Origin of the sequence: Sphingobium sp. C100 (assembly GCF_000508185.1) — a bacterium.
In the GTDB taxonomy this organism is placed as follows: domain Bacteria; phylum Pseudomonadota; class Alphaproteobacteria; order Sphingomonadales; family Sphingomonadaceae; genus Sphingobium.
In genome coordinates, this window is sequence record NZ_AYOY01000143.1 from 1 (window position 1) to 12,842 (window position 12,842).

The window sequence follows — 12,842 nt, forward strand, 5'->3', positions numbered from 1 at the left end:
CACGGGCACAAGGATCTTCATTGCTCGCTCCGTATAACTAATGGTCCGACCATTATGTCATGGGGCTGCTTTGTCAATCCCCTTCGGTCCTGCCATTGCGCCTTTCGCGGGGGCGGTTATAGCTTGGTCGTCCCTTCTGGAGCGCACCCCATGGCATCGTCCCCGTCCACCAAGCCCAATTTCGCCCCCATCAGGACGCGACGCGCGTTCGAGGTAATTTGCGAGCAGATCCGCGCGCAATTGGCGGCGGGCACGCTCAAGGCCGGGGACAAACTGCCAGCTGAACGCGAACTGGCGGTGGAGTTTCAGGTCAGCCGCAGCGCATTGCGCGAGGCGCTGCGCAGTCTGGAGGTCGCGGGGATCATCCGCAACGTGAAGGGAGCTAAGGGCGGAGCGTTCGTGCAGACGGCCGAGCCTGACCGGATCGTGCAGGCGATGCAGGACTATGTCCATCTAGGCGATATTTCGCTGGGCGAACTGACCGAGGCACGGTTGGCGTTGCAGGATATCATCGTGCGGCTGGCATGTGCGCGCGCGACGGAGATCGACCTGGCCGAACTGGAGTTGATTGCCGAGCGGACGAAGCGAGAGACGAGCGTAGAGGCGCGCTATGCCTGCGCCGTTGAATATTATGCGGTGCTGGCCCGTGCGACCAAGAATCGCATATTTGGCATCTTCGTGGATTCCTTGTCGGCGATCCTGCATGAATTTGTTCGCGGGCCGGATTATGAGACGTTGCAGCAGTCGCTGATCGAATCCCGTTTCAAGCTGGTGCGGCATTTGCGGGCCAGGAATGAGGAGGCCGCCGTCGCGGAAATGCGCAAGCATCTGGAGCGGGTGCATCGCCATGTCCGCAAGAACAGCAAAGCGGCAGCCAAGGGCTGATTGCCTGCCAGACTCGATTGACCGCCCGGCCATCGTCATGCAATAGGTAGGACCATTGAATATTTGGTCGACAGGTAGGTTGAGGATATGGCGGAAAATTCCACGGCAGCGATGACGGGCGCGCTGGACGGCGTGCGGGTGCTGGATTTCACCAGCGTCATGGCGGGACCGTTCGCCACCCGGATGCTGGCCGATCTGGGCGCGCAGGTCATCAAGGTGGAGTCGCTGGAGGGCGATCAGGTGCGTGCGCGGCCGCCAAAGCGGGACGGTTTCAGCGCCTATTTCGGCAATCTGAACGCGGGCAAGCAGTCCATCGCCTGCAATCTCAAATCGCCGGAGATCGTTGCGATCATCAAGCAACTTGTGGCCACTTGCGACGTGCTGGTGGAAAATTTCCGGCCCGGCGTGATGCAGCGCTTCGGGCTGGATTTCGCGGCCCTGGCGGCGATCAATCCGCGGCTCATCTACTGTTCCATCTCCGGCTATGGCCAGACCGGGCCGAAGGCGCTGCACCCGGCCTATGCGCCGGTGATTCATGCCGCCAGCGGGTTCGACATGGTCAATCTACGCTATCAGGACGGGGCGGATCGGCCCGCGACCAGCGGCATCTTCATTGCCGACGTGCTGGGCGGCACCCATGCGTTCGGCGCGATCCAGGCCGCGCTCTACCAGCGGGAGCGGACCGGGCAGGGGCAGCATATCGACCTGTCTATGCTGGAAGCGATGGTCGGGATGCTGGTGTTCGAAACGCAGGAAGCACAGTTTCCCGGCGACGCGCGGCGGCCGCTCTATACGCCGCTCAAGACCAGCGACGGCTTCATCATGGTGGCGCCGACCTCGCCGCGCAATTTCGAGCAGCTGGCCGAGGCGGTTGGCCATCCCGAATGGCGCGACGATCCGCGGTTTCGGACCAATGCGGATCGCAATGCCAATTGGGCGACCTTGCTGGCGCTGACCGAGGAGTGGACGATGGAGCGCGACGCGGAGGAGGCCGAGGCGATCCTGTCGCGCCATGGCGTGCCATGCGCCCGCTATCGTGACATTGACGAGGTGCTGGACGACCCGCAACTGGCGGCGCGCGGCGCCTTTGCGCAGGTGAGCGATGGGGCCGGGACATTCAAGGTGCCCAACCCGCCCTTTCACATGAGCGGATCGCGGGTCGAGGCACGCGATTATGTCGCGCGCCTGGGGCAGGACGCGGGAGACGTGCTGGCGGGGATCGGCGTCAACGCGGATGCCGTCGCGGCGTTGCGGGCCAGCGGCGATCTGGGGTGAACGCCCGTTTGTGAAAATTGCGAAGTTCACACCGTTACTGGCAACGCATTTGCGTGGACGCGGATCCGTGGCGTGGATTTCGCTATAGGCGATTTTTTGCAAAGTCAGCCGCGCCCATGTGCGGACGGGCAGGGTGAAGGCGGACGGTTGGAAAGAGCCAAGGGGCGTATGGCATGAATTTGGGGGTGTAGGACAGGGGGTGAGTGAGTCCGGCTACCAGCGCTGCCAATCCGCTTTTGCGCGTAGGCCTGCCTCGATCTGATGAAAGCTTTCGTTCGCCCATGGACAAGTGATGGGCTGCTTGTCTTTCAAATCTGGCTTTCTTTTAGCGGTCATTCTGCTCAGCGAGAATGTCCATTGCCAAAATTTTATTTTATCCGGGAGAAGGAAAATGCGGTCAGGCAGGAGCGAAAATGGGCACCAGCATATGTTCGATAGCTTTATCCGCCCATTCGGTTTCGTTCACCTCAACCCCTGAGAGTCGAGCGATCAGTTCCGGGTTGCCGAATGTTATCAGCGCGGCACCGATAAGTGTGAAATAGGCCATGACGGGCGGCGCACCCGCAAGTCGGCGTTGCGCCTGCAACCCGTTGAACAGAGGTTCAAGGAGTCGCCAAACTGGTTGGCCGAAATTGGCGACCACCCATTCGTGGCGGGCTGACAGAACAGAAAATTCCTGAAGCATCAGGCGCGTAAGGCGCGGATTGGACGCGAAGGTCCGCAGGAAACCGGGCAAAACCCCATGTGCGGTAGCGACGGGGTCAGCCAGCGCATCAGGCGTCAGATGCGCCATGAGATATGTCTCGCCCTGGCGTGCGAATGTTTCGATAACCTGTTGCCAAAGCGCCATTTTGGAGGGGAAGTAATAGGCAAGGTGGCCTTGCTCGATCCCCGCTGCCGCCGCTATCGCGCGCGTACTGGCCCCTTCAAAGCCCTGATCGGAAAAAACACGCAGCGCCGCGTCCAGTAGGAGTCGTCGATTTTCCCGACCATCATATCGGGCGGGACTGACGTCCTTTGGCTGCGTCTTCCCTTTGCTCATGCGTCCCGTCTGCCGGTCCCGCAAGTCCAGTGCAAGGGTCAAGTTTGTCGATTGACAAATATCTTGGTCATGTGACAAACAATGGGACCGACAAAATCTGACATTTTTGGGAGAAGGCGATGTACCCGCTTGCCGTTGATCAACCCTATCCGCGCAACCAATGGTGGGTCGCCGCCTACGCGTCGGAACTGGGGCGGGCGTTGCTGGCTCGGGACATTCTGGGGGAGCCGGTGCTGTTCTATCGCACCGAAAACGGTGATCCGGTTGCCTTGGCGGGGATCTGTCCCCATCGCTCTTTCCCTTTGGAGCGCGGGCGGCTGATTGGGGATGCCGTGCAATGTGGGTATCACGGCTTTACTTTTGGTGCTGACGGGCACTGCCAGTTCGTGCCCAGCCAGAAGAATGCGCCGCAAAAATCAGCCCTGCGCCGCTACCCGCTTGTGGAACGAGGCAATTTGGTGTGGATATGGACCGGACAAGAAAATCTTTCCGATCCCAGTCTGATTCCCGATATGGAAGCCATCGGGCCTGGCAATCCCGACTGGGTCGTCGAACAGCATCCGCTTGCCACCGTCAATGCCCGTTACACGCTTTTGATCGAAAATCTGCTCGATCTCAGCCATGTGACCTTCATTCATGCCAACACCATTCCGGGCGGTGGCAAGGTAGTAGAAATTCCGGTCACGCTGGCCGAGACCGAGCGCAGCCTTATAGTTGAGCGCCACGGTCGGGATCTCCCGCTCAATCCGTTGATCCAGATGCAATTCCCCGATCAGCAAGGGCCGGTCCATCAGCAGTTCGACGCTGAATATATCGGCCCCTGCGTGATCCGCACCGGTGGTGCTATCAGCGACGCAGCCAGTGGCGTAGTGCTGGGCACCCAGAATTTTCTGCACATGATCACGCCTGCATCGCCGACCCGGCTGCACTATTTCGTGAATACCGCACGCAATTTCGGACTCGATAATCCAGCCCTGACTGCGATCAACCTGGGAATGGGCATGCGCATCCAGCCTGAAGACATCGACGCAATCGAAACCATCGAAGCCGTGCTGCAATCGGGCGCGATGTTGCCGACGGAGATCAGCGCACGGATCGACAACGGAGCGCTGAAAGTTCGCCGCCGGTTGGAAACCCAGATTTTGGCCGAGATGACCTGAGGTTGATTGGATTGCCTGGGGTCACAGAATCATGTGATCGTTAACGCTGATTAGTTGAGATCATCCCTGATGTTCAGGGACGTCCGCTTCCACATGCGCCTTAAATGCGATCGAGTGGCGATAAGTTGGCGCAACCCGGTCACTCGGGCGGGATGCGCTCTCACGCCTCCCGCCCTCATGCATTATCGCAGCAATTCCCGCGCGATGGTGTTCTTCTGGATTTCCGACGACCCTTCGTAGATCCGCGTGATGCGGATGTCGCGATAGAGCCGCTCGACTGCGAAGCCGCGGCAATAGCCCGATCCGCCGAAGATCTGGACCGCCGTATCGACCGTGCGGCTCCCCGCTTCGGTGGCGAACAGCTTGGCCATGGAAGCGAGTTCGCGCTTCTTTTCGCCCTGATCGTAGCGCCAGCAGGCGTCGAGCAGGATCAGGCGGGCGGCGCGCATGTCGGTCGCCATGGTGGCGATATAGTGGCGGATCGCCTGGAAGTCGGAGATGACGCCGCCGAAAGCGGGGCGGACCTTCGATTCCTCGATCGCCAGTTCCAGCGCATATTCGCCCATGCCAACGGCAGTGGCGCCGACATTCATGCGGCCCTCGTTCAATCCTTCGAGCGCATAGTGGAAGCCGCGACCTTCTTCACCCAGCAGCGCGTCGGGCGGCAGCTGACATTCGTCGAACGTCAGTTCATAGACGCCGGGCGTCGCCGTGCCCATCAGTTCGATCGTGCCGGTGACGCTGAACCCCGGCGTGTCGGCGGCCATGAGGAAGGCGGAAATGCCGCCGCGCGGCCCCGCTGCCTTGTCCGTATAGGCGTAGACGATCACATATTTGGCGTTCTTGCCGTTGGAAATATAGGTTTTGCTGCCGTTGATGACCCAGCCGTCGGCATTGCGGGTCGCGGTGGTGCGCATCGAACCCGGATCGGACCCGCTGTTCGGCTCCGTCAAGGCAAAGGCGATGGGGATTTCCCCGGTACACATGCCGGGCAGCAGCGCTTCGCGCTGGGCTTCGGACGCGTGGTACATGATATTCTTGGCGCCCGGCCCCATCAGCGGGCGCAATTCGGTCCAGAATTGGGGGGGGAGGCGGGCAAGTTCGATCTGCACCGCTGCCTGCGCAAGCGCGCCAAGGCCCAGGCCGCCATATTGTTCGGGCAGCGCCATCCCGAAATAGCCATTGTCCACCAATGTCTTGCGCACGATGGGCGGGACTTTGCCGGTCGCCTGAAATTCCGTTTCATGGGGTAACAGGTCGCGCACGATGGCGCGGGTGACATCGCAAAATTCCTTGATGTCGTCGGGCAGTTCAAAATCCACGTTGTGCCTCCTTCTCATCCGAATCCCTGGCGACGCGGAGCGCGCCTCTTGGCAATGGTCCTACCATTAGCATAATGGTCAGTCCATTAAATTTTCAGGCATATTGGCGCGGCGGACATGATCCTCTAGAAGCAGGATGCGCGGGACGCACCCACAGGTCGCAGGCGCAGGGTAACAAGAGTAAGCGGCATGGCGACCGATCCGTTCGACCTCAATCTGCGGCACCTGCGCGCGCTGCTGGCGATCCGCGAACATGGCAGCATTACCGCCGCCGCCGACATAGTCAGCCTGTCGCAGCCCGCGCTGACGCAGGGGCTGGCGAAGCTGGAGCGGCAGTTCGGCTATACATTTTTCGAACGGCGGTCGGGCGGGATGGTGCCAACGCCGATGGGCGAGATCGTTATAGAGCGCGCGCGCGCGGCGCTGGACCATTTGTCGCAGGCGGCCAAGGGGCTGTCGGGCGTGTTTCAATATCCCGAACGGCTGATGACGATGACGCAGCTGCGCGCGTTCCTGGCGCTGGCGGAAGCGGGCAGTTTTGCCGCGGCTGCGCATGGCGGCACGCTGTCGCAGACGGCGGTGCATCGCGCGGTCGGCGACCTGGAGCAGATGATCGGCGGCAAGCTGGTCGAGCGGCGCGGGCGGGCGGTGTGGCTCAATCCGGCGGGCAAGCGGCTGGCGCGCGGCACACGACTGGCGGTGGCGGAAATCGTCGCGGCGCTGGCCGACATCGGGCGGGACAGCGGCAGCGGGAGCGAGTTGATCGCGTTCGGCGCGCTGCCGCTGGCGCGTCCCTATCTGGTGCCGGCCGCCATGGCGCGGATGACGCGCGATCAGCCGCGCGCGGCGTTCAAGGTGCTGGAGGGCAGTTGGCGCGAACTGGTCGAGCCGCTGCGCGACGGGGTGATCGACATGATCGTCGGCGCGCTGCGCCCCTATGAGATTGCCGACCTCTACCAGTTGCCGCTGTCGGAGGATCGGCTGGTGATCGCGGCGGGCAGCCAGCATCCGCTGGCGGGGCTGGACAAGCCGACCATGGAACAGCTGGCATCCTATCCCTGGATCGTGGCGCCGGCCAATTCGCCGCTGCGCGAACAATGGGAGAAGTTGTTCGGGGAAGGGCCGCCATCCGTTACGCCTCCCGCAACGCCGATCGAGTGCGGGTCGGTGATGATTATCGGGCGGCTGCTGACCGATGGCGATTTCCTGACATTATTGTCGCCCGACCAGGTGGCGTTGCAGATCCGCAGCGGGTTGTTGGCGCAGGTCGGGCCACCGCTGGAGGGCACGAAGCGCGTGGTCGGGATCACGACGCGGCGCAGCTGGCGGCCGACCGCGACGCAGCGGCGCTTTCTCGACATGCTGGCCCAGGCGGCGGCGGGCGAGCGACCGGAGGCCGGGCAGCAGGACTTGCGCGAGTCGGGCTGGGTGTAAGCCCTCGTCATGTGCTTCCGCACGATGCTCTAGCGGATCGGTCGAAATGCGCGGCGCAGTTCGTCCACGAACAGGGCGGGTTGTTCGAAGGCGGCAAAATGGCCGCCCCGGTCGACATCGTTCCAATAATAGAGATTGTGCATGCAGCGCTCCGCCCAACTGCGCGGGGCGGCATAAATGTCCCTGGGAAAGATGCTGCAGGCGGTGGGAAGGTGCAACTGCGTGGCGCCGAACCCGCCGTGGAAGCTCTCCCAATAGAGCCTGGCCGACGAGGTGGCCGCATTGTTCAGCCAGTAGAGCATGATGTTGTCGAGCATCTGGTCATAGGTCAGCACGCGGAGCGGCTGGCCGTCGCAATCCATCCAGCTCCAGAATTTCTCGTAGATCCAGATTGCCTGACCCACGGGGGAATCGGCCAGTCCATAGCCCAGCGTCTGCGGGCGGGAGGCCTGTTGATCGGAATAGCCACCGTCCCAGCGCGCATAATCGGCAAGCGCGTCGAGCATCGCCTGCTCGGCGGGACTGGCATCGTCATAGGGTCCATCGGGCAGCACGAGCGGCAGATTGAGATGGATAGCGGCGAGGCCTTCTGGCTGCTGCACGCCCATCGCCGTCGTCACCGCCGCACCCCAGTCGCCGCCCTGTGCGACATAGCGATCATATCCCAGCCGGGTCATGAGCTGATGCCAGGCGCGGGCGATGCGCTGGACGGTCCACCCCGGCTGCGTGGGCTTGGCGGAAAAACCGTATCCGGGCAGGCAGGGGATCACCAGATGGAAGGCGTCCGCCGCCGTGCCGCCATGGGCGACCGGATCGTGCAAGGGATCGATGGTCGCCAGAAATTCGATGATCGAGCCTGGCCAGCCATGCGTCAGGATCATCGGCATGGCGTGGGCATGGGGCGAACGGATGTGCAGGAAATGGATGTCCAGCCCATCGATGTTCGTCAGGAATTGCGGATAGGCGTTGAGCGCCGCTTCACAGCGGCGCCAGTCATAATGGTTGCGCCAATGATCGACGAGCCGCTGGGCTTCCTCCAGCGGAACCCCTTGCGACCAGTCGCCGACGGTTTGCGCATCCGGCCAGCGAACCAGGTCGAGCCGGGCGCGCAAATCGTCCAGTTGCCCTTCATGGATGTCGATCGTGAACGGTCTGATGCTTTCGTCCATGGGCGCTCTCCAGTTCAGGCTTCGCTTCTTTTCCGGTCAGTCCAGATTGATCCAGACCGCCTTGGTTTCCAGATAATCCTCGATATGGTGGGGACCGGATTCCCGGCCGAAGCCACTCATGCCATAGCCGCCGAAGGGGACGCCGGGGTCGAGCATCTGGTAGCAATTGACCCACACCGAACCCGCGCGGATGCCGCGCGCCATGCGGTGGGCGGTCGCCAGATCGCGGGTCCACACGCCGCTTCCCAGGCCGAATTCGGTCGCGTTGGCGCGCTGGAGCACCTCTTCGATCGTGTCGAAGGCGAAGCTGGACAGGACGGGGCCGAAAATTTCCTCGCGCGCGATGGTCATGCCATCGTTCACGTTGTCGAAGATGGTCGGCTGGATGAAGAAGCCGCCGTCATAGCCGGTCCCGGTCATCCGCGCGCCGCCCACCAGCGCGTTCGCGCCTTCGGTGACCGCTCCGTCGATGAAGCCCAATATTTTGTCCATCTGGACGAGAGAGACGACCGGTCCCATCTGGGTTTCGGGGTCCAGCGGATCGCCGACCTTGATCGTCCTGGTGAAGGCGGCAAGGCGTTCCATGAACTCCTCGCGGATCGAGGACTGGACGAACAGGCGCGTGCCGGCCGAGCATATCTGGCCGGCATTGGCGAAGACGGCCATGGCGGCAGCGGGCACGGCCTTGTCGAGATCGGCGTCGGCGAACACGATGTTGGGCGACTTGCCGCCCAGTTCCACCGTTACCCGCTTCATCGACGCGGCGGCGGCATGAAGGATTTTTTCGCCGACGCCGGTAGAGCCGGTAAAGGCGATCTTGTCGACGCCCGGGTGGCTGGAGAGCGCCGCGCCTGCATCGCCAAGGCCAGTGAGGATGTTGATGACGCCTTCGGGGACACCGGCTTCAAGGCAGAGTTCGCCAAAGCGCAATGCGGACAAAGGCGTCTGTTCGGCGGGCTTCATGACGAGCGTGCAGCCGGTGGCGAGAATCGGCCCGGCCTTCCACACCGACATGCCGATCGGCCCGTTCCACGGGTTGATCGCCGCGACCACGCCGATCGGTTCCTTGAGCGTGTGGGAGAGGACGTCGCCCATGGCGCTGTTGTCGATCGTGTCGCCCGCGATGAGCGTTGCCTGTCCGGCATAATAGCGCAGCAGCGCCACCGCGCGCGCCTTGCCCATGAAGGTGCGGCTATAGGGCGCGCCAAGGTCCAGCGTGTCGAGCATCGCCAGTTCCTCGAAATGCTGTTCCACCAGATCGGCGAGGCGCAGCATGATGCGCTGGCGCTCCACCGGCTTCATCGCTCGCCATGGCCCTTCGAGAGCGGCGCGGGCGGTCTTGACTGCGCGATCGACATCTTCCGCGCCGCCCTGCGCCACGGTGGCGAGCAATTCGCCGGTCGCCGGGTTGCGGGTTTCGAAGCGCTTGCCCGACAGGGCGGGGACGCGCTGCCCGCCGATCAGCATGTCCTGATGCGGCCGGTCGAGCAGGGCGGGGCGGGGCGGAATGGTCATCATGGTCATGGATAGTCTCCCAGGCCGCGGTCAGGCGGCGATGTTCGATGTGACGGCGTCTTCCAGGATGAAGCGCGCGGCGCGCTGTGCGATCATCATGGTCGGGGCGGATGTGTTGCCGCTGATGATGTCGGGCATGACCGACGCATCGACGACGCGCAGGCCCGATACGCCGCGCACGCGCAGGCGTCCGTCCACTACCGCCATGGGGTCGCTGTCCGGCCCCATCTTGCAGGTGCCGGTCGGGTGATAGGCGGTATTGACGATCTTGCGCAGGGCAGTGTCAATTTCGCTGTCGCTTTGATATTGGGCGCCCGGTTCGATTTCCGCGCCCGTCATGGCGGCCAGCGCGGGTTGAGCGAAGATGGTGCGGCACGCGCGGAAACCGGCGATCAACGTCTGCATGTCATGAGGATCGGCGAAGAAATTAGGGTCGATGACCGGCTTGTCCTCCGGCCGGTTGCTGGCCAGACGCACCGACCCCATGCTTTTGGGGCGTAGCAACTGGATGAGGCCCATATAGCCATGGCGGCGAGGGACCGACCGCGCATCTAGCTTCAGCCCGGCAAGGAACGTGATTTGAATGTCGGGGCGGCCGGAACCATCGGTGCACAGGAAACCGCCAGCTTCCGCGACATTGGACGCCAGCATCCCTTCGCGCTTCATCAGATATTTGAACGGGCTGGCGAGCAGGCGCGGCAGAACCTTGGCCGATACGGCATAGGATTCCGCCGATGGATTTTCCATGGCGACATGGACGGTGGGGTGATCCTGCAAATGCGCGCCGACGCCGGGTAGATGATGAACGAGTTTGATCCCCATGTCGCGCAGATGGTCCTGCGGTCCGATGCCCGACAGCATCAGCAATTGCGGCGAGTTGATCGCACCGGCGCACAGGATGATTTCCCGCCGCGCGCTGACCGTGCTGCGTGCCCCGTCCTTTTCTATCTCAAGCCCAACGGCGCGCCCCCGGTCGAACAGGATGCGGCGGACCATGGTTTCGGACATGACGGTCAGGTTGGCGCGATCCAGCGCCGGGTGCAGGAAGGCGCGCGCGCTCGACAGGCGGGTGCCATTGCGCTGGTTGAGGTCGTAGCGGCCAAAGCCGTCCTGGCGCTCCCCGGCAAAATCATCGTTGCGATGATGCCCGGCTTCCACCGCCGCATCGACGATGGCGCTGGAAACCGGGTTCCAGCTTTTCGGCTTCTGCACATCCAGTTCGCCGCCCTTGCCATGCCATGGCTTGTCGGGACCGGCATAGTTTTCGATTGCCTTGAAGGCGGGCAGGACATCGTTGTAGGCCCAGCCTTCATTGCCCGCATTGGCCCAGGCGTCATAATCGGCCTTTTGCCCGCGAATATAGACGCCGCCATTGATGGCGCTGCACCCGCCAAACAGCTTGCCGCGTGGAAAGTTGATGGTGCGGTTGTTGACGGCGGCGTTCCCGGTGAGCGCCTGTTTCCAATTATATTTGGCGTGCGGCAACAGGAAGATGTTGCCCACCGGCATGGCGGTCTTGATGTTGACCGGCCATTTCCTGTCCGATGGTCCCGCCTCTATCAGCGCGACGCGGTTGGCTGGATCGGCGGAAAGGCGGTTGGCCATCAGGCTGCCGGCCGAGCCGGAACCGATGACGATATAGTCGAAGCTGTCCATCGCGTTATTGGCGCTCATATATGTGCATCCTTACGGCCGAGCGCGGGCACATGGCCCCGCACAGCTATGAAACCCAGGGCGTTCACCAGCATCAAGGCGGCCAGCGCGCCGAAGAAGCCGAGATTGCCGCCGTTGATCAGAATCGCCCCGGCCACTGCGCTGACGATTGCGCCGACGCGGCCGGCCGCGCCCATGAGGCCAAGGCCCCGGGCGCGCAGGCCGGTCGGGAAGGCGTGGGCGCCCACCGCGAACATGGCCGATTGTGCCGCGCTGGCGAACAGGCCGAGCGCGCCGAGACAGGCGAGGACAGCAACCTCATTGCGTGCGCCACTGATGGGGAGGAGAGCCAGGGTAGCGCAGACGCCCGCGCCGACGACCGCCATCAGGATCAGCACCGGGCGCGATCCGAAGCGGATGATCGCCAGGCTGGCGATCATCGCGCCGATCGTGCCGCCGATGTTGAAGCTGGTGAGGCCAAGGCTGGCGGTCTGAAGGCCGAAGCCGGCGCTGGTCAGCATGGTCGGCGCCCAGTTGAACATGAGATAGATCATGAACATGCCGGAGAACATCGCGACCGACAGCGCCAGCGTATCGCGCAGCAGCGTCGCGCCGAACAGATTGCGCATCGGTTCGTAGCGCGGTGCTTCCCCAGCGGCGACCGGGACATAGGCGGCGGATGCGGGATCTGGATGACCGATGCGACGGAGGATGCGGTCCAGTTCGGCGGCGCGGCCGGGCCGTTCGGCGAGATAGCGGGGGGATTCGGGCAGCACGAACCAGAGCCAGGTGACGAAGACCATCGTCACCGTGCCGCCAATGTAGAACAGCCAGCGCCAGCCCAGGTCGGGCAGGATCAATGCGGCGGCGATCCCTCCCAATATTCCGCCGATGGACACGCAGACCACGCCGAAAGTGACGGCGACGCTGCGCCAGCGAATGGGCGTGAATTCCGCGATCATGGCGCTGGCGGTGCCTGGGACGCCGCCCAGCCCGACGCCCGCCAGGGTCTTGAGCGCGGCGACCTGCCACAAAGCGGCGGAAAAGCCGGTGAGTAGCGTCGCAACGCCAAAAATCGCAACCCCGATGATGAGCGCCCCGCGCCGTCCGAAACGGTCGCCGACCCAGCCCGACGTCAGCGTGCCAATGCCCATGCCGACAAAGCCCAACGCAAAAACGGAGCCGAGCGCTTCGCGGCCGATGCCCCATTCCTGGAGCAGCGACGGCGCTGCTAGGCCGAGCATCTGATTGTCCAGCCCGTCGAGAATGACAGTCGCGGCGATCATGAGGACCGACCAGATCTGGTATGACGACAGGGGCAGGTCGTCCAGCATACCCCGTGGGCTGCTGCCTTCTAGTGGGACGACCGCCAAGACATTCTCCTCAT

At 63.2% G+C, this 12,842-nt stretch carries 10 protein-coding genes; 4 read left to right on the top strand and 6 right to left on the bottom strand.

Annotation, left to right across the window (positions count from 1 at the left end):
• Window positions 1–150: 150 nt before the first annotated feature.
• Together C100_RS35590 and C100_RS35595 are read left to right on the top strand one after the other, a co-directional pair.
• On the top strand, window positions 151–885 hold the full coding sequence (locus C100_RS35590; RefSeq protein WP_037530354.1) for a FadR/GntR family transcriptional regulator: 735 nt from the start codon (window positions 151–153) through the stop codon (window positions 883–885).
• An 87-nt stretch (window positions 886–972) separates the two neighbouring features.
• Window positions 973–2,160: a CaiB/BaiF CoA transferase family protein gene (locus C100_RS35595; RefSeq protein ID WP_024019833.1), complete on the top strand. Its 1,188-nt coding sequence runs from the start codon at window positions 973–975 to the stop codon at window positions 2,158–2,160.
• A 397-nt stretch (window positions 2,161–2,557) separates the two neighbouring features.
• On the opposite strand, the gene C100_RS47505 is transcribed toward C100_RS35595, so the two are convergent.
• A complete protein-coding gene (locus C100_RS47505) occupies window positions 2,558–3,226 on the bottom strand; it encodes a TetR/AcrR family transcriptional regulator (protein WP_152536458.1) in 669 nt (222 codons plus the stop codon).
• A gap of 95 nt (window positions 3,227–3,321) precedes the next feature.
• Here C100_RS47505 and C100_RS47510 point away from each other — a divergent pair, with 95 nt between their 5' ends.
• Window positions 3,322–4,362 carry an aromatic ring-hydroxylating dioxygenase subunit alpha gene (locus C100_RS47510; protein WP_024019835.1) on the top strand — a complete coding sequence of 347 codons (1,041 nt, stop codon included), beginning with the start codon at window positions 3,322–3,324 and terminating at the stop codon, window positions 4,360–4,362.
• 182 nt (window positions 4,363–4,544) lie between these two features.
• On the opposite strand, the gene C100_RS35605 is transcribed toward C100_RS47510, so the two are convergent.
• Window positions 4,545–5,684, bottom strand: a complete 1,140-nt coding sequence (locus C100_RS35605; RefSeq protein WP_024019836.1) for an acyl-CoA dehydrogenase family protein — start codon at window positions 5,682–5,684, stop codon at window positions 4,545–4,547.
• A gap of 189 nt (window positions 5,685–5,873) precedes the next feature.
• Between C100_RS35605 and C100_RS35610 the strand changes: the two genes are divergently transcribed.
• The gene (locus tag C100_RS35610) at window positions 5,874–7,118 is read left to right on the top strand and encodes a LysR family transcriptional regulator (RefSeq protein ID WP_024019837.1); all 1,245 of its coding nucleotides are present in this window, start codon (window positions 5,874–5,876) and stop codon (window positions 7,116–7,118) included.
• A gap of 29 nt (window positions 7,119–7,147) precedes the next feature.
• On the opposite strand, the gene C100_RS35615 is transcribed toward C100_RS35610, so the two are convergent.
• From C100_RS35615 to C100_RS35630, 4 genes are read right to left on the bottom strand one after another with little or no spacing between them, the layout of a single operon-like run.
• Window positions 7,148–8,287 carry an epoxide hydrolase family protein gene (locus C100_RS35615; protein ID WP_024019838.1) on the bottom strand — a complete coding sequence of 380 codons (1,140 nt, stop codon included), beginning with the start codon at window positions 8,285–8,287 and terminating at the stop codon, window positions 7,148–7,150.
• A 36-nt stretch (window positions 8,288–8,323) separates the two neighbouring features.
• Entirely contained in the window at window positions 8,324–9,811 is a 1,488-nt protein-coding gene (locus tag C100_RS35620; protein ID WP_024019839.1) for an aldehyde dehydrogenase family protein, read from the bottom strand.
• A 21-nt stretch (window positions 9,812–9,832) separates the two neighbouring features.
• On the bottom strand, window positions 9,833–11,476 hold the full coding sequence (locus tag C100_RS35625; RefSeq protein ID WP_024019840.1) for a GMC family oxidoreductase: 1,644 nt from the start codon (window positions 11,474–11,476) through the stop codon (window positions 9,833–9,835).
• Entirely contained in the window at window positions 11,473–12,828 is a 1,356-nt protein-coding gene (locus C100_RS35630) for an MFS transporter (RefSeq protein WP_031309415.1), read from the bottom strand. The genes C100_RS35625 and C100_RS35630 overlap by 4 nt, the downstream gene beginning before the upstream one ends.
• Window positions 12,829–12,842 lie beyond the last annotated feature (14 nt).